This is a genomic window from Candidatus Kaistella beijingensis (assembly GCF_020084865.1).
Taxonomy (GTDB): domain Bacteria; phylum Bacteroidota; class Bacteroidia; order Flavobacteriales; family Weeksellaceae; genus Kaistella; species Kaistella beijingensis.
The window spans coordinates 114,137-133,590 of sequence record NZ_CP071953.1; the positions used below are offsets into that span (position 1 = coordinate 114,137).

The following is a 19,454-nucleotide window of genomic DNA, read 5'->3' on the forward strand; positions in this document are numbered from 1 at the left end:
CACCTCAATTTTGAGGTGTTTTTTTGTTGAAATTTTATCAATAAACTTAATAGTATATTTCTATACTAATTTTAATTAATTGGTATTATAATTGTCTAATTATTACTACAACAAAAAATATATTATTATGAAAAATTTATTTAAGCTCTCAGCACTTTTGTTTTTCTTCGGTCTACTGTTAACTTCCTGTGAAGAAACCAGAGACGATATGCAAACACCAAAAAGTATTTATGAACTTGCCTCAGCAGACTCGGATCTTTCTAATCTGAAAGCCGCAATTGATAAAGCTGGATTAGCCTCTACTTTAAGTGCGTCGGGTAATTTTACCGTATTTGCACCATCAAATGCAGCTTTTACACAATTTCTTACCGATAACGGTTTTGCAAGCCTGAATGATGTTCCTACCGCAGCACTAAAAGAAATTCTTTTAAACCATGTACTCGCATCAAAAGTAATGGTAGCGCAGGTAACCACAGGCTATGTTTCTACTTTAGCGAAAGGTAATGCCTCTTCTGCAAAGAATTTAAGTATGTACATTGACACAACATCTGGTGTTAAAATCAACGGAATTTCTACCGTTACCAAAACTGACATTAATGCTAGCAATGGAGTAATTCACAAAGTTGATAAAGTAATTGGTCTGCCAACAGTTGTTACTCACGCATTAGCAAACCCTAATTTTTCTTCTCTTGTCACCGCACTTACCAGAAGTGACATGCCTAATTTTGTGGCTATATTAAGTGGGACCACCAACTCACCATTTACTGTTTTTGCTCCTACAAATGCAGCGTTTACTTCGCTGCTGACAGAGTTAAACCTTCCTAATCTTGGTGCAGTGCCTACATCAACTTTAGAAAATGTCCTAAAATATCACGTTGTTGCCGGTGCAAATGTATTATCAACTGATATTACCAATAATATGAATGTTACTACATTCCAGGGTGGTACTTTCAACATTACCACCACGGGCGGTGTAAAAATTACCGATGCCAATAACAGAGTCTCGAATGTAATCGCTACAGATGTGCAGTGCAGCAACGGTGTTATTCATGCCATAGACAAAGTTCTTTTACCATAGTAGTTTGTATATTTTAAATGTTAATGTTTGATAAGCGTCCCTTTAAAAGGGACGTTTATTTGTAAATTGCAAAAATTTTTAAAACCATGAAATTTAAACTTATCCTTCTTTTTTTCATCAGTTCTTTATCGCTTTACAGCCAGGTTGGGAGTATCAATATTAATGTTTTTGATGATTTCAGTAAAAAACCGCTCACTGCAACCGTAAAAATTTTGGGCGGAAATGAGGAGCAGTTTTCCGGAACAGGAAATATTTTAATTTCAGACATCAGTTCGGGTACTTATACATTTGAAATTGTTTCGGAGGGTTACAGCCCCAGCTATCTGAATGAAATCAACGTAGTTCCTAACCAGAATCTTACTTTTTCGGTGGGATTAACGAAATTTGCAACCGACATTCAGGAGGTTACCATTACACGGAAAGCATACAAAACCACGGCGGAAAGTCCGGTTTCATTACGAAACATAACTTCAGAAGAAGTCCAGAAAAACGCAGGTTCCAACCGAGATGTTTCCAAAGCGATTCTAAGTTTTCCGGGCGTTGGAAGTACCGCAACTTTTAGAAATGACCTTTTTATCAGAGGTGGAAGTTCGGCAGAAAATAAATTTTATATTGACGGAATTGAAGTTCCCGTTATCAATCACTTTCAAACTCAGGGCGCCTCCGGTGGTCCTCGCGGAATTATTACGGTGGATTTTATCAAAGATGTCGATTTTTACAGCGGCGCATTTCCGGCGAAAAGAAACGGTGTTCTATCTTCACTTTTTGAATTCAATTTAAAACAGGCGAGGAAAGACAAACTTGGTTACAAAGCGGTTTTAGGTTTGGACGATATGCAGTTGATGGTGGATGGTCCACTTTCCAAAGATCAAAGCTGGAGCGGACTTTTCTCCGCAAGAAAATCCAATTTGCAGTTGCTTTTTAAAGGAATTGGTTTGCCATTTTTGCCGAGTTATTACGATACTACTTTCAAAATTTCAAAAAAATATAAAAGTGGTGACGAACTGTATTTTATTGGTTTGGGTGCGATTGATAAATTTGAATTTAACGACAATGCGAAAAAAACGCTCTCTAATTTAACGTTGATTGACCGACTTCCGAACTCGCCGCAATGGAATTACACGGTTGGGGCAGGTTACCGACATTTGGTGGAAAACGGGAATTGGCTTTTTACCTGGAGCAGAAATATGCTCGACAATCAAGCCATAAAATATTACAGAAATATTGAAACGCCACAAAATTTGCTTTACGATTACCAATCTCGTGAAGCAGAAAATAAAGTGAGAATCGACCGAAATTTCAAACTAAATGATTATCAGTTCAGCGCAGGAACCAACGTGAATTTCGCGAAATATTCTAACAATTCTACCATCAAACAAGTCAATCGAAACACCATAGATTTTGACCAAATTTCTTCGGAATTGAACCTTGTTCAGTACGGTTTATATCTTCAAACTTCCAAGAAATTTTTGGATGATAAAATGCAACTTTCTGTTGGAGCCAGAATTGATGGCAGCAATTATTCTGACTTGACTAACAATCCTTTTGAACAGTTTTCTCCAAGATTTTCATTGAATTACAAATTTGCAGAAAATTGGGCAGCGAATTTCAATACCGGAATTTATTATCAACTTCCGGCTTATACGAGTTTAGGTTTTCAGTTGAGCAATAATTTAGTGAATAAAAATTCATTAAAATACATTCAAAACACGCATTTTGTCGGTGGTTTAGAATTTAATGGAAAAGACAATCTGCGTTTCACTTTGGAAGGATATTACAAAAAGTACAAAAATTATCCGTTCTCGTTGCGTAATCAAATTTCATTGGCAAATATCGGTGGAGATTTTGGCGTTGTTGGTAATGAACCTGTAGATTCCCGAGGTTTTGGCGAAACGTATGGTGTGGAATTTTTGGCTCAAAAACGAACTTTGAACAATTTCTACGGAATTGTTGCCTACACTTTCGGGTTTTCAAAATTCTCCGATTCAGCCGGAAATTTATTGCCGTCAAGTTGGGATTCCAGACACATTTTAACGATGACCACTGGAAAATATTTCAAAAGAAATTGGAATTTGGGCGCAAGATTTCGACTGCAATCCGGACTTCCGGAAACACCGTATGATTTGCAAAGAAGCGCTTTGGTAAATATTTGGAATGTTTCCAACGGTCCGGTTCAAGATTTTACACAACTGAATTCTTTGCGAGGAAATGTCGCCCATCAATTGGACATAAGAGCCGAGAAAAAATGGATTTTCAAAAAATGGCAATTCACGACTTATGTTGATGTAGTAAATGTTTACGGCTCGAAAAGCGCAAGCAATTTACCGGTGGTCAATCTCCAAAGAGATGCTTCGGATAACGGAATTATCGCCAATCCAAATGCACCGCAAAATCAGCAATATTATTTGTTGGAAACAGGAAGTGCTGATAAAAATACGCCGTTGCCATACTTCGGATTTATATTTGAGTTTTAGATTCTAGAAAAATCCTTCAAGGTTTTTAAAACCTTGAAGGATTCTCTTTGTTAATTTCTGCCATCACCCAATCCAACTGCACATCTTTTTTCTGCAAAATTTCTTCCAAAGTTGGGATGATTTCTTGGTCGGGAACAACTCCTTTTTTGGTGTGGGTAAACTTAATATTGGGCTGAATGAGCATTAATCCAATCGGAAGATAGAGTTTTGAATTTTTTAGTTTTTCAGTGGAGTAGCGCCCTGCAACGGTTCCGTCATTTGCTCCGCCTGTTTCTTCGCCCACTAAAAACGCCCTTTTCTCGTCTTTTAATTTAGATGGAAGAATGGATGCTGCTGAAAAACTGCTTCCGTTAATTAGAACGTAAACTTTTCCTTTAAAATTATTCTTCTTGGGTTTTTTCAAAGCGAAAATTCCATTATTCCTCAAATATATTTTCTCATTAACTTTTTTCGTGGAAAGTGCCGTGCCGACGAGATAAAATGGATATACCATAATCGCTAAAGGTTTAACCAAAATCGGAAAGTTAGCCAAATAATCCGCTTGAAACATTGCTGAACGCGAAGTTACCTCAATATCATTGATGAATTTAAACTCGTCGGAAACCAAATACGAATACAGATTGTTGATTTCATAAAGCGATCCACCCAAATTATCGCGAATGTCGATAAGCAGATATTTTGCAGGTGATTTTTTCAGTGTGGCAAAACTTTGTTTGTAGAATTTTCTGCTATATGTTCCCGAAAAAGTCTTGATTTTCATATACGCAATCGTGCTGTCTTTCGTGGGAAATTGCAAATCACGGTTGTAGCTTTTTGTAAGAATATTGTAATCTTTTACTTTTCCGGTCTCGCTTTTTGTGAGTTTTTTGTTGGCGGTTTCTTCCTTTTTCTTTTCTTCTTTGCTGACTTTTTCTCGATTTAAATAGAATGTTTTTACTTCATTATTAAATTTGGTTTCCACTTTTACGCTGTCAAGAATTCCAAATTCGGCGGTGAAAAAGGAGGGCCATCTTCTTTCAAGCGAATATTTTAAAAACGTTTTGTTGTAGCCGTCGCTGTTTACAAATGGTCTGTATTTTTCGAGTAGGTCTTTGATGGGAATATCTTTAATCTTTAAAATTTCTGTTCCCACTGCCATATTGGGAATTTTGTCCGTATTATCTTTCACGAAAACTCGGTCACCGTCCAACACAAAATTATAGCGGCTCAACAAACCTTTTTGATTTTTCAAATCTCTGATTTCTTTCTTTGTCAACCGCTTTTCAAAAGGATAAAGCCTTAAATGTCCTTCACGAATTTTTGCTATAATAGGTGCGAATTTTTGGTAAAATTCATTGGGTTTTAAAGGTTTGCTGATGGTGGTCTTTAAACTGTCAAATTTAAAATCAAGAGAATCCTTTGAAATGTACCAATACAGATTGGGATGAAGTTTCTGAAGTTTGTTGTAGGCGTAATCAACGTCCTGCTTCAACTTTTCAGCAGATACGGGAGTTTCACGTTTTTCGTTGTGCTTTTTTACTGAAACACATGAACTTAAAATGGAAATAAAAACAAGAAAAAATATTTTTTTCAACCTGAAAATTTTGATAAAAATAAAGATTTTAAAACAAAAAAACTTCCACCAATTAATGGGAAGTTTCATTGAGTTTTAATTGATCATTCATCATTCATCATTCATCATCTATCCTAAAACCGTCACGGTATTTTGCAGCATTTCAAAGATTGCATCTTTTCCGTTGTCAGGTTTTACGTTTACAGCACGCGTTCCGTTGAAATGCAGACACGTTACATATCCAAGGTTTGCCGCATCAAGACACGTGTATTTCACGCAATAATCCAAAGCAAGTCCCACAATTTCAACCAATTTGATGTCGTGATATTTCAGGAAATCATCCAAACCGGTTTTTACAAAATGATTATTATCCTGAAAACCGCTGTAACTGTCCACATCAGGATTTTTTCCTTTTTGTACGATGTGGGTAACTTTATCTCTGTTTAAATCCTTATGGAATTCCGCACCAAAAGTTCCCTGAACACAGTGATCGGGCCACATAAACTGCGGCAAACCGTTGAGGACAATAGATTCACCAACTTTTTTCCCGTTGTTGGAAGCGAAACTTTTATGATTTGCAGGATGCCAATCTTGCGTTAAAACAATTTGGTCGTATTCATTTTCCTTCATTAAAAGGTTGATGTAGGGAATAATTTCATTCGCTCCGGGAACGGCAAGTGCGCCTCCTTCACAAAAATCGTTTTGTACATCTACAACAATCAGGGCTTTTTTCATATCTTTAAATTTTGCTGAATGACTTCAGATTAAGTTATTTTTTTGATAAATTTACGGAAACTAAAACTCAAATTTTCAGCCAAAAGATTTTATTCAGCCAAAAAGACAAAACATTAATTTAAAATGGACAATTTAGAACAGGCAAAATATCCCATCGGAAAATTCAGCGATCCTGAACACATTTCAGATGTTGATCTTGACAAACATATCAAAACTCTAAAAGATTTCCCCGGAAAACTCAAAAACCTTTTGGAAAATTGGTCCGATGAACAACTCGACACGCAATACAGAGAAGGCGGTTGGAGAGTTCGGCAATTGGTGAATCATCTTGCAGACAGTCACATGAACAGTTTTATCCGTTTCAAATTGGCTTTAACGGAAGATAATCCTACCATCAAAACTTACGACGAAGCAGCTTGGGCGGAATTGCAGGACAGTTTTACCATCGACATCAAACCTGCTTTACAACTCTTGAAAGGTTTGCACAAACGTTGGGTTTATGAACTGAAATCTTTGACCAACAAAGAGTTTGAGCATACTTTTTTCCATCCCGAACAAAATCGAGATATCACTTTGCGAGAAAGTTTGGCTTTTTACGCGTGGCATTGCGACCATCATTTCGCCCATATTGAAAACCTGAAAAAAGAGAAAGGTTGGTAAAGTATAAATCACTTTTTCAGCCGGAAACTTTAGCGGAAATACAACGAAGAATTTTAGAATTAAAGGAGGATGCAAAAGCAAAGTGGGGAAAAATGAATTCGGCTCAAATGCTTTGTCACTGCGATAAAGTTTTGAAAGTCGCTATCGGAAAATTGATTTTGCCCAAAACAAATTTCTTCATTTATTATATCGGAAATCTTACCAGAATTGAAATGATGATTTTCAACAACGGAATTCCGCCCAACATGCCGACTTTTAAAAAATTGGTTGTTGAAGAAAATTGTAACTTTGAGGATTGTCGTGAAAATCTGCTGAAAACTTTAAATGAATTCATCAGAATTTCAAGCGAAAACAAACTTCCCGAGAGACACGAACTTTTTGGGAAAATGACAAAAAAAGAATGGGGTTTTATGGAGTACAAACACCTCAATCATCACCTAAAACAATTTGGATTATGAGTTTTTTTAATAAAATATTCGGAGGTTCTGAAGATGAAAAATCAGAAACAACATTTTGGAATTATATTGAATCTGAAGAAGAATTAAATAAAGCAATCGAAAAATCTTTCGAGAAAAAAGTGGCGATTTTCAAGCATTCCACAAGATGTCACATCAGTAAAACCGTTTTGCGAAATTTTGAAAGTGAGGTTCAAAATACAGATAAAAATGTTGAATATTATTTCCTCGATTTGTTGGCGCACAGAAACCTTTCCAACAAAATTGCAGAAGATTTTGGGGTTGAACATCAAAGTCCGCAACTGATTGTTTTGGAAAATGGAAAATCGGTGAAAGATGCTTCACATCAAGCGATTTCACTTAATTTGGTTTCCTGAAATTTTGAACCTTGAATTTTGAATCTTGCATTTGTTTATGGAAAACATCACCAATTATCTTTCAGAAATTTTAGAAATTCCTTTGGATGCGGCGTCAACGTGCAGTAATTTCTACACTTCCAAGAAAGTCTCCAAGAATGAGTTTCTTCTTCGCGAAGGTGAAGTTTGTCACCAAACTTTTTTTGTGGAAAAAGGTTTGCTGCGAATGTATTCTATCGACAAAAACGGAAAAGAACACATCATACAGTTCGCTCCCGAAAAATGGTTGATTTCTGATAGAAGTTCGCTTTATTTTGGGGAGAAATCAAAATATTTTATTGAAGCTGTGGAAGATTCCGAAGTTCTGCTTCTGAATGATGATTTCTTTACCAAAGTGATCGAAAAATTCCCCAATACTGCTGAAAACAACGACTTACTTTTACAAAAACACATCCGGAATTTACAAAACAGAGTCAATTCTCTTTTAGCTGAAACTGCGGAGGAACGTTACATGAATTTCATCAAAATGTATCCTGATATTTTGCTGCGTGTTCCGCAATGGATGGTCGCCTCTTATCTTGGAATTACACCCGAAAGTTTGAGCAGGGTGAGAAAGGAATTGGCGCGGAAGAATTTTCAGCCGACGTAGTTTTTTTAAGAAAAAAATACTTTCGCACATTATAAAAAATGGTACATTTACTTTAGATTTACATATCGCTTAATATTTTTTTGCAATGTCGGAGTTTATATGGAGCATGTCGATTTCTTTTCAACTGCTGTTCATTATAATAAGTGGCGTGTTTTTCCTTTACCTGAAAGAAAAGAGCTTTAAGTATTATGCGCTCTATAATATTTTTTTGGTTATTTATGTTTTAAGCAGGTACGATCCGATCTACGATGGTTCGCAGGAATTGTTGGCAGTGGTTTTGGGAGGTAAAAACGCCGCGGTTTTGATGCATATTACCAGTTTTTTGGTGCAGGTGGCTTTCTTTATTTTTATACCATTTTTGCCCTTTATTTTCTTGATCTGGACAAACACGATAAAAAATTTTTTGGGAGAATAATTTGGATTTTGCGTTTGCTTGGAAGTTTCTTTGTAGTCTTGGGGATTGTCTGCTTTTTTATTAAGGATGAAGACCTTTTCATTGATTTCTACATTTTTCTGTATGTTCCCGTGATGCTTTCGCTGTTTCTTCCGAGTGTTTACCGCGCTATAAAATTTTCGGGGAAACATAAGGATTATTTCTTGATCGGGGCAAGTTCCTTTGTCTTCTGTGCCTTAATTGCCTTTACCGGAAGCTTTGTCTCATCATTAAATATGAACAATCCTATCATATTTTTCTATATAGGAATTATTGTAGAAACTATATTTTTTAGTCTGGGTTTGGCTTTCAAAATGAAGTTGATCAACGATGAAAGGAACAAAATTCGGGCAGAAGTCATCAAACATAAACATCGGCAGCAGATCAGCAGATTTAGCGGTTTGCTGCAAGGTGAAGAAAAAGAAAGAAAGAGAATGGCGGAGGAATTACACGATGGAATTGCAGGAGATTTAACGGCGATAAAATTTCAACTCTCAACCTTTAATATTGATGAAGCATCCCCTAAAAATGCCGCCGTTGTACAGGAAGTTTCAAAAATAATCAACAATTCATACGAGCAGATTAGAGAAATTTCGCATAATCTCTCGCCCTCATCAATCATCAATTACGGTTTAAGGGGTGCGCTCGAAAATTTCTGTCAAAAAATCGGCAACAACTACCAAATGAAGTTTGATTGTGATTACTCCGGTGAAAAATTGGAGTTGAGCAAAACGGTGCAAGTTCATATCTACAGAATAATACAGGAGTTGGTCAACAATATGGTGAAACATGCCGGAGCTACGGAAGGAAAGGTGGAAATTACTTATCATAAACCAGCGCTGAGAATTGTCGTGAAAGACAACGGTAAAGGTTTTTCGGCAAAAGAAATCAATCCTGGAATTGGTTTAAGCAATATCGATTCAAGGATCCGATTCTTAAACGCCAAGTTTGTGAAAGAAAATGTTGGGCAGGGAAGTAAGTTCGTTATCGATATTAATACCGATCAAGTTCCCGACCATTGAAAAAGGGGTTAATTTTATCAGGATTTCTTAAAAAAAATAAAATTTCAAATCCCTAATTTAAAAATTAAAGTATATTTGTGGTTATGGATTATAAAAGATTGATCATACGCGGAATTTCCTACAGCCAAACGCAATCCGGTGCTTATGCCCTGCTTTTGGAGCATGAGGAAACCAACGTGAAACTTCCCATTGTAATCGGTAATTTCGAGGCACAATCGATTTCGTTGGGACTGGAAAAGGATATTCATCCGCCGCGACCTTTGACGCACGATTTATTCTCAAAATTTGTGATCACCGCAAATTACGAGCTCACTTCAGTTATCATTTATCAGATTGTAGATGGCGTTTTCTTTTCAAACATTAATTTTAAAAACAAGGAAAACAAGGAAGAACTCATAATGGATGCGAGAACTTCCGACGCTGTCGCAATGGCGGTTCGTTTTGATGCGCCTATTTATACTACCCACCAAGTTTTAAATGAAGCCGGAATTTTATTGGAATTGGAGGACGTTTCCAAGGAAGTTGAAATGGACGAACCCGTTGCAAATGAAGGCGATTTGTCCACCCTTTCGATTTCCGAAATCAATAAGCTTCTGGAAGATGCGGTAAGGGAAGAAGATTTCGACGCAGCACTTGAACTTCAAAAGGAAATCAAGAGAAGAAATAAGAAAATAGAATAAATTTTATCATTAAACTATGAATTTAAAATTAAGATTAACCATCTTGTCGTTCCTGCAGTTTTTCGTTTGGGGAGCTTGGCTCATCACCATTGGCGTGTATTGGTTTGGAACAAAACAGTGGGGTGGAGAAGAGTTCGGAAAAGTTTTTGCGACTTTGGGAATCGCGTCCATTATCATGCCCGCTTTGACCGGAATTATCGCCGACCGATGGATGAATGCTGAAAGACTGTACGGTATCTTACATATTCTCTATGGAATTACTCTGTTTTTTCTTCCACAAATTACAAGTCCCGATTATTTCTTTTGGGTGATGCTGATCGCGATGTTGTTCTACATGCCGACAATTTCCCTTTCGAATTCAATCGCTTATTATGTTCTTAAAAATAATGGATACGATGTGGTAAAGGTTTTCCCACCGATTAGAGTTTGGGGAACCATCGGGTTTATTGCGGCGATGTGGATTACCAATCTTACAGGAAATAAAGATTCTGGAAATCAATTTTACATCGCGGCAGTTTTTGCCATTATATTGGGAATCTACTCATTTACTTTACCAAAATGTCCACCGCAAAACCTAATTCCGAAAAATGCAACTTTATCGGAAAAATTAGGGTTAAACGCCTTTTCTTTATTTAAAGACTATAAAATGGCGCTGTTCTTTTTCTTCTCGATGTTTTTGGGAGCGGCGTTACAATTAACGAATATGTACGGGGATACTTTCCTTTCCGACTTCGGTAAAATTCCTGAATATGCTGAAAGTTTTGTGGTGAAACGTTCCACTTTAATCATGTCGATTTCGCAGATTTCGGAGACGCTTTTCATCCTTGCGATTCCATTCTTTTTAAAGAAATATGGAATTAAAAACGTGATGTTGATCTCCATGTTTGCGTGGGTTTTACGTTTCGGACTTTTCGCTTATGGAGTTCCTGTTGGATTTGGTTTGGGATTGATTATTCTTTCCTGTATCGTTTACGGAATGGCTTTCGATTTTTTCAATATTTCCGGTTCTCTTTTCGTGGAAACCACTACCGATTATAAAATTCGTTCTTCCGCTCAAGGTTTGTTCATGATGATGACCAACGGTTTCGGAGCGGTGATGGGAAGTTTGGTCAGTGGTTGGTTGATTCAAAAGTATTTCACGCATCCAAATGGCGACAAAATGTGGCATGAAATATGGCTCGTTTTCGCGGGTTATGCTTTAGTGATTGCGATTTTATTTGCGATCATGTTCAAGCACAAACACAATCCGGAGGAAATTGGCGAGGTTAAGCATTAAATTTAATCATCTAAAAATCAGTACTTTAAATACACTTTCAAAAAAAGTGTATTTTTTTTAATCTTTCAGGCAACCATTTCAAAAATCCTGCGTCTTATTAATAGAAAGCAACCATGCAAAACGATTTTCAACATATTTTTAATCGGGCAATAAAGCAAGACCGACTCGCTCAGAAAACCATCTACGAAATGTTTTCTGGAAAAATGCTCGCCGTTGCAAAATCGTATGTCAATAATTTCGATGATGCGGAAGATATTTTGGTGACGGCTTTTTTTAAGGCATTTACAAAAATTGAAGATTGTCGTGATTCGAAAAGCTTTCCGTTTTGGCTAAGAAAAATTGTGGTGAATGACTCCATCAATTTCATTAGAAAAAGCAAAAATCTACTTTACGTAGAGGGAGAAATTGAACATATTGGGGATGAAATTTCAGATGAAGAAATGGAGAATTTCCCAGATTTCGATTTAGAGAAAGTATTGTCGCAAATGCCTTTAGGTTACAAACTCGTGTTTAATCTTTATGTATTTGAAGACAAAAAGCACCAAGAAATAGCTGAAATCCTGAACATCAGTGAAGGAACCAGCAAAAGTCAGTTGAATAAGGCCAAAAAATGGCTCGTTGAATTTTTTAGAACTCAAGAAAATGAAAAATTCGTTAAAAAATAAATTAAAAAACCAATACGAAAACCAATCGGAAATTCCTACTGAGAATCTTTGGGAAAGAATTGAATCGCAATTGGAAAATTCGGAAGAAAAGAAAGTGGTTGTCGCCAAGAAAATCAATTATTGGAAGTATGCGGCGATCTTTTTAATGGTAGTTTCCTTAGGATTGGTGGTGAATTATTTTTTAAACCAAAAATCGGTAAATCTAGAATTTGTGAATACAGAGGAACCGAACTTAAAGCAAAATGAAAAATCAATTCCTATCGAAGAAATTGAGAATATTCAACCATTACAAATTAATAATTCACAGGAAATAGCGATCAATAAAACTTCGAATTCAACAGTTAATTCTTCAGATAAAACTGCTGTTAAAGTTAATGATGAAAAGACTTTAACTCAGAATAATCAAAAGTCAATTGTTGAAAATGTGATTAAGCCGGAAAAAGAAGATTCACCGAAAGTCATCGTTCCAAATATTGAGAATAAACCAGTTTTGGCGCAACAACCAATTGTGAAACAAAAAACAAAATATATCACTGCAAACGAGCTCCTTTTCGGACGAGAAGTCGATAAATCCTACAAAGAACAACAGGAAAATAACGAAGGAAAAATGGGCGTGAATTTGAGAAAACCCAAAGAAGTGAAAATTCTCGGAATCACTGTTTATTCTGACGAGCAATAAAATTCTGCTAGCAAAAATCCATATCAATTTTAACTCTAAAAATTATTAAAATGAAAAATAAACTACTTTTTCTAAGTGTATTCTTGTGCCAAATTTCAGTCTTTTCGCAACAAGGAAAAATGGACGACGACATTAAAAAATATACTGCAAGAATCGACAGCATCGTAACTTCTGAAAAATTGAAGATGAACGACGAAATGAATTTGGTGGAAAAAAACTTCCAATCTGGAAATCTTTCCTCCGAAGAATTGAAAGCAAGAAAAATGACAATTGCAGAAAAATACGAAAAAATCATCAACGATAAAGTGGACGCCGAAAATGCGGAATTACAAAAAATAACAAAGGAAACTGCGGTGAATTCTGTTTTCAAAAAGAATTCTGATACCGTTAAAACAACCGTCGTTATTTCTAATAAACAAGGCGGAATGGTGCAGGTTTCAACAAAAAAGGAGAAAACGCCAAAAGATTATTTGAAGAGCGATTATCTCGCGGTAAGTTACGGTTTCATGAACCTTACCAAAGATGCGGGAAGTTTGAATCCATTTGAAAACGATTCGAAAATGAGGATTGGAAATTCGCACAGTTTCGAAATTCAGGCGAGAAAGGAGAGACAGCTTGGGAGTTTTGAAAGTCCGTTCTTTATTCACTACGGTTTGGCGTACAGAAGCGATACGTATATGCCGAAAAGACCTTTGGTTGTGGCGCAAAATAACGAGCAGATTTATTTCGAGGATTTTACTCAAGGAAGTTTGAAACGTTCAAAATTGCGAAATGTTTATTTGACTTTACCGGTTGATTTTCAGTGGGTTCTGAATCCGAAATATACAGATTATGAAGATCAAAAATATTTGGACGGAAAATCAAGACAATTCAGAATTGGAGCTGGAGTTTATGCGGGAGTGAATCTAAGAAATATCGTGAAAGTGAAATATTACGATCAAGACAATAAATTCAGCAAGTACGATTACACGCTTGATCACGGAGTAAATACCTTTCTATTCGGAGCGAAGTTGAGTGTGAGTTACGGCGGAATCAATTTGTTCATCAAAAAAGACTTGACCCCGATTTTCAATGACCACGCTTTATTTCCCAACAAAAACGGAATCCAAATCGGCATAGATTTAATGAACCTAGATTTCTGATTATCATAGAATTAAATTTCAAGGAGCGTACTTTCAGTAAGTGCGCTTTTTTTTGTAATTTGGCGTGAGAAAAGTGAAGTGATTTCAACGTGGAAATGATTGAAAATATTTAGGTTTAAACCATTAATAAAATCGAGGTTTTAAGGAAAGTATTTCAGAAAATATTAAGGATTGTTGGGTTGAAAATAATTTAACTTCAATTCAGATTTAACTAATCCTCAAAGAATTGGGGTGATAATTTTCTTAATCACTTCACAATCTTAATGGTGAAAAAATGTCAAATATCGAATTTCAAATTAAATAAAATCATAATGAAAGAAGTATTCATCGTATCTGCAGCAAGAACACCAATGGGAAGTTTCATGGGAAGTTTGGCTTCGGTACCCGCAACGAAATTAGGTTCAACCGCAATTAAAGGTGCATTAGACAAAATCAGTCTCGACCCGAAATTGGTTCAGGAAGTGTATATGGGAAATGTTTTGCAGGCAGGAGAAGGTCAAGCTCCCGCTCGTCAAGCTGCGTTGGGAGCAGGTTTGTCCAACGAAACGCCCTCCACAACCATCAACAAAGTTTGTGCATCAGGAATGAAAGCCGTGATGATGGCTGCACAAGCAATTAAAGCAGGTGATGCAGACGTGATCGTTGCAGGCGGAATGGAAAATATGTCTTCGGTTCCACATTATTTTAACGCAAGAAACGCCACAAAACTCGGTGACGTAAAAATGCAGGACGGAATGGTTCTCGACGGATTGACCGATGTTTACAACAAAGTCCACATGGGAGTTTGTGCGGAAAAATGTGCGGCAGAACACTATATTTCCAGAGAAGACCAGGACGATTTCGCCGTTGAATCTTACAAACGTTCCGCAAAAGCTTGGAGCGAAGGAAAATTTGCTGATGAGGTAGTTTCAGTGGAAATTCCACAAAGAAAAGGAGATCCTGTAATTTTTAGCGAAGACGAAGAATATAAATCCGTCAACTTTGACAGAATCGGAACTTTGCCGACAGTTTTCCAAAAAGAAAAGGGAACGGTTACCGCAGCAAATGCATCAACTTTGAACGACGGTGCTTCTGCTTTGGTTTTAATGTCGAAAGAAAAAATGGAAGAACTGGGTTTGAAACCTTTAGCGAAAATCGTTTCCTACGCAGACGCCGCTCAAGCTCCGGAATGGTTCACAACAGCTCCCGCAAAAGCACTTCCAATCGCATTGAAAAAAGCAAACCTGGAACTTTCAGACATCGATTTCTTTGAATTTAACGAAGCATTTTCAGTGGTTGGTTTGGCGAATAATAAGATTTTGGGATTAGATTCAAATAAAGTAAACAAGAATGGCGGAGCGGTTTCTTTGGGACATCCACTTGGAAGTTCAGGTTCCAGAATCATCGTGACTTTAATCAACGTTCTAAAACAAAACAACGGAAAGTACGGAGCTGCCGCAATCTGTAACGGTGGAGGTGGAGCTTCTGCAATCGTAATCGAGAACATGTAACGTTTGTAACTTCTAAAATACAACCATTAAGAATTATTAATGAATTTTTTCAGCAGATTCTTAATGGTTTTTTTATTTTTGTTTAATAATTATTATAAAAATGCCTGAAAACGACATTCCGAAAACGCAGAATATAAAGAACAACCCCAAAATCATGAAAGCTTGGGCGCTTTACGATTGGGCAAACTCCGTATATTCATTGGTGATTACTTCAACCATTTTCCCGATCTATTACGCAATTCTTACCACTGCATCGGAAAAAAAGGAATATGTTCAGGAAACCGGACAGTGGATCGATGTTCCTGTTCGCCATCTGATTAAAATTTTTGGCAGAGAATATCAACCGGATGCAGTTTACGGCTACTCATTGACGATTTCTTTTTTGATTGTCGTGTTTTTGTCGCCGATTTTGTCTTCTTTGGCAGATACGATTGGTAATAAAAAATCTTTCCTTCAATTTTTCTGTTATCTGGGAGCGACTTCCTGTATGGGTTTGGCGATGTTTACGGGAATGAACAACGTTTTCCTCGGACTGCTTTTCAGCATTACGGCGAGTGTCGGTTTTTGGGGAAGTTTGGTTTTCTACAACTCGTTTTTGCCCGATATTGCGACGCCCGATAAACAGGATGCACTTTCCGCAAAAGGTTATGTTTACGGATATATCGGTTCGGTGATTTTGGTGATTATCTGTTTGGTTTTGATTCAGATTTTGGCCAAAGATGCTCAACAGGCGAAGATTTACACCCGAATTTCCTTCTTAATTACAGGAGCTTGGTGGTTTGGATTTTCGCAATACACTTTCAAACATTTACCTCAGTTTGGAAATGTGAAAGATCAGTTGCCGAAAGATTTGGTGCTTTTGAATTACAAAAATATTTTTAAAAGGCATGAGGAAAATGGCGGTTTCTGGGAAGTTTTGAAAGACAATATCGCTTTCTACATTGACATAACGAAACAGAGTTTCCGTGAATTATTCAAAGTGGGAAACAAATTATTCCGAGACAGAAACCTAAAATTTTTCCTTTCGAGTTTCTTTTTCTACAGCGTGGGAATGCAGACGATTTTCCTGATGGCGACACTTTTTGGAAAAAGCGAAATCAATATGGCGCAAGATAAATTGATTATGACACTTCTCGTGATTCAGATTGTGGCGATTATTGGTGCGGTGATTTTCTCAAGATTATCTAGAAAAATAGGGAATAAAAACGTGATTTCCATTGCGATTGTGTTGTGGATCGTGGCGTGTTTATCCGCGTATTATTTGAAAAGAGATAACCCGAATGTAGAATACCAATTCTACGGAATTGCCGGAATCATCGGTTTGGTGATGGGCGGTTTACAAGCGATGTCGCGTTCCACTTATTCCAAACTTCTGCCTGAAGACGGAATGGACAATACCACCTATTTCAGTTTCTACGACGTGCTAGAAAAATTGGCGATTATTTTGGGAACCTTCATTTTTGCGACGATGATTGAGAAATATCACAATATGAGATATTCCGCATTATCGATGTCAATTTTCTTTTTGATTGGATTAATTTTAATTCGGTTTGTGAAGGCGAAGATTTTGAGTGATAAAGAGGTGAGTTAGATCTTTATGAAAAAATTACAATATGGAATTAAAGGTTTTTCCTTCATTCTGAAATTAATTTTAGATATATGCAGAGTTGATACGAAAATAGGTGATTTGTTTTCTGTTCCTATCAATGATCAGGAAAAAAGGCATTTTCAACTTGTGGCTTTTGACTCTACGCAACTAAATATGGATGTAATTCGTGCATTTAAAAAAATATATCCCATACAAGATCAACTAGACATAAATGAAATAATTTCAGATGAAGATTAGAATTTGAACAGTTGAAAAAAGAAGCCTACGAATATTACGATTATATGGGGGTGAAGATGCTGAGTTTTTTAATGATGAAGAAGCGAAGAATCAATTGGGAAAGCTTTGTTCAAATTAAAAACCTTCGGTTTTTTGACAAATCACCATTATTCCATACAAATGAACCAGTTAATTATCTCATACATTCCTACAATTGTAACCATTGCAAAAATCAGCAACCATTATTTTGCACCAATTGCATCCATCTGCACCAAAAATATCGTATCTTTGCACCAGTAAATCAAGGAATTAATAAACTATGACCAATCCTTTATTCTACGCAAAAATCTTATTGTTCGGCGAATACGGCATTATCGAAGATTCGCAGGGACTTACTTTACCTTACAGTTTCTACACGGGAACGATGAAATTGTCCGATTTGGATTCCGAATTTGAGAAAAAATCGAACGTTTCACTTCAAAAATATTCCGAATATTTGAAAAATTTGGAACTTCCGGAAAATTTTAAACTGAACATTTCAGCGTTTCAAAAAGACATTAAAAAAGGTTTATTTTTCGATTCCAATATTCCGCAAGGATATGGAGTGGGAAGTTCAGGAGCGTTGGTTGCAGCGATTTTTGAGAGGTATTCGGTGAATAAATTGGTTCCTGAAAACATTTCAAAAGACGATTTGAAAAACCTGAAAAAAGTTTTCGGCGAAATGGAATCCTATTTCCACGGAAAAAGTTCGGGAATTGATCCGCTGATTTGCTACATGAATCTTCCGATTTTAATTGAAAATAAGGAGAATGTAGATAAAGTTTCCATTCCAGCAAGTCACGAAGGAAAAGGAGCGATTTTCCTCATCGATTCGGGAATGACGGGAGAAACGGGACCAATGGTTCAGATTTTCTTTGAAAAAATGAAGACGGAAGGTTTCAGAAAAACCTTAAAGGAAGAGTTTATCCGTTACAACAACGCTTGTATCGACGCTTTTTTGAAAAAAGAAATGAATCCACTTTTCAAAAACCTGAAAAATCTTTCAGTTTGGGCATACGAACATTTCAAACCCATGATTCCGCAAAATATTTACAACGCCTGGAAAAAAGGTCTTGATACGAATGCTTATTACTTAAAACTCTGCGGAAGCGGCGGTGGAGGTTATATTTTGGGTTTCACTAAAGATTACAAAAAAGCAGAAAAAATGTTGGAAGGTTTCCATAAAGAAGTCATTTACAGATTCTAATTATTTAAGTCGGAAAATTTGAAATATTTTTACTTTTATTCGGCTTAAATTCATGAAAAACCCTATCCTTTACAGAATATCGCAATTGATTGGCTTCCTTTTGGGAGCCAGGTTTTTCGTGACCGTTTTACTTACTTTTGCACTTTATGTTTCTACTTTTTTTCTGTTCAATCAGGAAGAAAGTTTGAGGAATTTCGTGTTCGATTTCAAAGTCCACGGAATTATATTTTGTGCGGTTTTAAGTATTTTGGCAGGTGGAATTATCAATCAATTTTACGATCGGGAAAAAGACCAATTAACCAAACCGTTCCGAACTCGGTTACAGAGTTTTTTCAAGCAAAAATATTTTCTATACGCCTATTTATTGCTGAATTTATTTTCGCTCACGATTGCATTTTTAATTTCGCCAAGGGTTTTCTTTTTCTTTTTAATCTATCAATTTTTGATGTGGTTTTACAGTCATAAATTGAGCAAGATTTTAATTATCAATAATTTAACTTTCGTCAGTTTGACTTTATACCCATTTTTCGGAATGTTGATGTATTACCAAACCTTTTCGATGAAGGTTTTTCTGATGGCGGTTTTCATCTTTTTGATGCTTTTAATCATCGACATTATTAAAGACACTTTGACCAAAAATGCCGATAGAGTTTTCGGTTATCGCACGATTGCGAATGTTTTTCATAATTACACAACGAGGGGAATCATAGTCGTTCTCTTGATTTTCGCACAAATTTGTTCTATGCTGATTATTCATCAGAAAGGTTTGCACAGCATTATGAGTTATTATTTTGCGACAAGTATTTTCGTGCAGATACTTTCAGTTTATTTAGTACTCAACAAAACTAAATATTCAAAATTTGCGAACCTCAATGTTTTGCGAATTTGGCTTCTCATCGGGATCTTTGCGATGTTGGCCAATGGAATCCAGCAGAAATATGAATTACGAAAAGCGAAATACGAATTTCGAAATACGAAATAGGATACCTATAATATTCTAAAAATTAAGGGAAAGATTTTTGCGGAATCATTTGCAG

Annotated in this window: 20 protein-coding genes; 18 read left to right on the forward strand and 2 right to left on the reverse strand. The window is 36.3% G+C overall.

Features of this window, described 5'->3' with window-relative positions; genetic code table 11:
• The first annotated feature begins 127 nt into the window (after positions 1-127).
• Positions 128-1,078: a fasciclin domain-containing protein gene (locus J4771_RS00495; protein WP_224135535.1), complete on the forward strand. Its 951-nt coding sequence runs from the start codon at positions 128-130 to the stop codon at positions 1,076-1,078.
• 86 nt (positions 1,079-1,164) lie between these two features.
• The gene (locus J4771_RS00500; protein ID WP_224135536.1) at positions 1,165-3,552 is read left to right on the forward strand and encodes a TonB-dependent receptor plug domain-containing protein; all 2,388 of its coding nucleotides are present in this window, start codon (positions 1,165-1,167) and stop codon (positions 3,550-3,552) included.
• Positions 3,553-3,577: 25 nt separating this feature from the next.
• Here J4771_RS00500 and J4771_RS00505 read toward each other — a convergent pair whose 3' ends face one another.
• On the reverse strand, positions 3,578-5,125 hold the full coding sequence (locus tag J4771_RS00505) for a S41 family peptidase (RefSeq protein ID WP_224135537.1): 1,548 nt from the start codon (positions 5,123-5,125) through the stop codon (positions 3,578-3,580).
• A 108-nt stretch (positions 5,126-5,233) separates the two neighbouring features.
• Positions 5,234-5,839 carry a bifunctional nicotinamidase/pyrazinamidase gene (gene pncA / locus J4771_RS00510; RefSeq protein ID WP_224135538.1) on the reverse strand — a complete coding sequence of 202 codons (606 nt, stop codon included), beginning with the start codon at positions 5,837-5,839 and terminating at the stop codon, positions 5,234-5,236.
• A gap of 123 nt (positions 5,840-5,962) precedes the next feature.
• Between pncA and J4771_RS00515 the strand changes: the two genes are divergently transcribed.
• The 16 genes from J4771_RS00515 to J4771_RS00590 all read left to right on the forward strand — a co-directional run bounded on the left by J4771_RS00515 (position 5,963) and on the right by J4771_RS00590 (position 19,399).
• Positions 5,963-6,499 (forward strand): YfiT family bacillithiol transferase, encoded by a 537-nt coding sequence (locus tag J4771_RS00515; protein ID WP_224135539.1) that lies wholly within the window; start codon positions 5,963-5,965, stop codon positions 6,497-6,499.
• Positions 6,493-6,957, forward strand: a complete 465-nt coding sequence (locus J4771_RS00520; protein WP_224135540.1) for a DUF1569 domain-containing protein — start codon at positions 6,493-6,495, stop codon at positions 6,955-6,957. Before J4771_RS00515 ends, J4771_RS00520 begins: the two co-directional genes overlap by 7 nt.
• A complete protein-coding gene (gene ytxJ, locus J4771_RS00525; protein ID WP_224135541.1) occupies positions 6,954-7,331 on the forward strand; it encodes a bacillithiol system redox-active protein YtxJ in 378 nt (125 codons plus the stop codon). The genes J4771_RS00520 and ytxJ overlap by 4 nt, the downstream gene beginning before the upstream one ends.
• Before the next feature lie 37 nt (positions 7,332-7,368).
• Positions 7,369-7,959, forward strand: coding sequence for a Crp/Fnr family transcriptional regulator (locus tag J4771_RS00530; RefSeq protein WP_224135542.1), 591 nt, complete (start codon positions 7,369-7,371; stop codon positions 7,957-7,959).
• Positions 7,960-8,044: 85 nt separating this feature from the next.
• Positions 8,045-8,374: a hypothetical protein gene (locus J4771_RS00535; protein ID WP_224135543.1), complete on the forward strand. Its 330-nt coding sequence runs from the start codon at positions 8,045-8,047 to the stop codon at positions 8,372-8,374.
• Positions 8,314-9,414 (forward strand): sensor histidine kinase, encoded by a 1,101-nt coding sequence (locus J4771_RS00540; protein WP_224137730.1) that lies wholly within the window; start codon positions 8,314-8,316, stop codon positions 9,412-9,414. The genes J4771_RS00535 and J4771_RS00540 overlap by 61 nt, the downstream gene beginning before the upstream one ends.
• 83 nt (positions 9,415-9,497) lie before the next feature.
• Positions 9,498-10,094 (forward strand): bifunctional nuclease family protein, encoded by a 597-nt coding sequence (locus J4771_RS00545; protein WP_224135544.1) that lies wholly within the window; start codon positions 9,498-9,500, stop codon positions 10,092-10,094.
• Positions 10,095-10,110: 16 nt separating this feature from the next.
• Positions 10,111-11,370: a nucleoside permease gene (locus J4771_RS00550; protein ID WP_224135545.1), complete on the forward strand. Its 1,260-nt coding sequence runs from the start codon at positions 10,111-10,113 to the stop codon at positions 11,368-11,370.
• Positions 11,371-11,483: 113 nt separating this feature from the next.
• Positions 11,484-12,035: an RNA polymerase sigma factor gene (locus J4771_RS00555; RefSeq protein WP_224135546.1), complete on the forward strand. Its 552-nt coding sequence runs from the start codon at positions 11,484-11,486 to the stop codon at positions 12,033-12,035.
• Positions 12,013-12,714 (forward strand): hypothetical protein, encoded by a 702-nt coding sequence (locus tag J4771_RS00560; RefSeq protein ID WP_224135547.1) that lies wholly within the window; start codon positions 12,013-12,015, stop codon positions 12,712-12,714. Before J4771_RS00555 ends, J4771_RS00560 begins: the two co-directional genes overlap by 23 nt.
• A 50-nt stretch (positions 12,715-12,764) precedes the next feature.
• Positions 12,765-13,856 (forward strand): PorT family protein, encoded by a 1,092-nt coding sequence (locus tag J4771_RS00565; protein WP_224135548.1) that lies wholly within the window; start codon positions 12,765-12,767, stop codon positions 13,854-13,856.
• A 311-nt stretch (positions 13,857-14,167) separates the two neighbouring features.
• A complete protein-coding gene (locus J4771_RS00570; protein WP_224135549.1) occupies positions 14,168-15,346 on the forward strand; it encodes an acetyl-CoA C-acyltransferase in 1,179 nt (392 codons plus the stop codon).
• A gap of 100 nt (positions 15,347-15,446) precedes the next feature.
• Positions 15,447-16,937 (forward strand): MFS transporter, encoded by a 1,491-nt coding sequence (locus J4771_RS00575; RefSeq protein WP_224135550.1) that lies wholly within the window; start codon positions 15,447-15,449, stop codon positions 16,935-16,937.
• A 6-nt stretch (positions 16,938-16,943) separates the two neighbouring features.
• A complete protein-coding gene (locus J4771_RS00580) occupies positions 16,944-17,192 on the forward strand; it encodes a hypothetical protein (RefSeq protein ID WP_224135551.1) in 249 nt (82 codons plus the stop codon).
• A 298-nt stretch (positions 17,193-17,490) separates the two neighbouring features.
• Positions 17,491-18,417: a mevalonate kinase family protein gene (locus J4771_RS00585; protein WP_224135552.1), complete on the forward strand. Its 927-nt coding sequence runs from the start codon at positions 17,491-17,493 to the stop codon at positions 18,415-18,417.
• 52 nt (positions 18,418-18,469) lie between these two features.
• Positions 18,470-19,399, forward strand: a complete 930-nt coding sequence (locus J4771_RS00590) for a UbiA family prenyltransferase (protein ID WP_224135553.1) — start codon at positions 18,470-18,472, stop codon at positions 19,397-19,399.
• Positions 19,400-19,454: the final 55 nt, after the last annotated feature.

Excerpts from the sequence above, each read along its gene's own strand:
- J4771_RS00545 (WP_224135544.1), top strand. The coding sequence starts at position 9,498 with ATGGATTATAAAAGATTGATCATACGCGGAATTTCCTACAGCCAAACG.
- J4771_RS00500 (WP_224135536.1), top strand. The coding sequence starts at position 1,165 with ATGAAATTTAAACTTATCCTTCTTTTTTTCATCAGTTCTTTATCGCTT.
- J4771_RS00535 (WP_224135543.1), top strand. The coding sequence starts at position 8,045 with ATGTCGGAGTTTATATGGAGCATGTCGATTTCTTTTCAACTGCTGTTC.
- ytxJ (WP_224135541.1), top strand. The coding sequence starts at position 6,954 with ATGAGTTTTTTTAATAAAATATTCGGAGGTTCTGAAGATGAAAAATCA.
- pncA (WP_224135538.1), bottom strand. The coding sequence starts at position 5,839 with ATGAAAAAAGCCCTGATTGTTGTAGATGTACAAAACGATTTTTGTGAA.
- J4771_RS00590 (WP_224135553.1), top strand. The coding sequence starts at position 18,470 with ATGAAAAACCCTATCCTTTACAGAATATCGCAATTGATTGGCTTCCTT.
- J4771_RS00580 (WP_224135551.1), top strand. The coding sequence starts at position 16,944 with ATGAAAAAATTACAATATGGAATTAAAGGTTTTTCCTTCATTCTGAAA.
- J4771_RS00555 (WP_224135546.1), top strand. The coding sequence starts at position 11,484 with ATGCAAAACGATTTTCAACATATTTTTAATCGGGCAATAAAGCAAGAC.
- J4771_RS00530 (WP_224135542.1), top strand. The coding sequence starts at position 7,369 with ATGGAAAACATCACCAATTATCTTTCAGAAATTTTAGAAATTCCTTTG.
- J4771_RS00575 (WP_224135550.1), top strand. The coding sequence starts at position 15,447 with ATGCCTGAAAACGACATTCCGAAAACGCAGAATATAAAGAACAACCCC.
- J4771_RS00585 (WP_224135552.1), top strand. The coding sequence starts at position 17,491 with ATGACCAATCCTTTATTCTACGCAAAAATCTTATTGTTCGGCGAATAC.
- J4771_RS00550 (WP_224135545.1), top strand. The coding sequence starts at position 10,111 with ATGAATTTAAAATTAAGATTAACCATCTTGTCGTTCCTGCAGTTTTTC.
- J4771_RS00570 (WP_224135549.1), top strand. The coding sequence starts at position 14,168 with ATGAAAGAAGTATTCATCGTATCTGCAGCAAGAACACCAATGGGAAGT.
- J4771_RS00565 (WP_224135548.1), top strand. The coding sequence starts at position 12,765 with ATGAAAAATAAACTACTTTTTCTAAGTGTATTCTTGTGCCAAATTTCA.
- J4771_RS00560 (WP_224135547.1), top strand. The coding sequence starts at position 12,013 with ATGAAAAATTCGTTAAAAAATAAATTAAAAAACCAATACGAAAACCAA.
- J4771_RS00515 (WP_224135539.1), top strand. The coding sequence starts at position 5,963 with ATGGACAATTTAGAACAGGCAAAATATCCCATCGGAAAATTCAGCGAT.
- J4771_RS00495 (WP_224135535.1), top strand. The coding sequence starts at position 128 with ATGAAAAATTTATTTAAGCTCTCAGCACTTTTGTTTTTCTTCGGTCTA.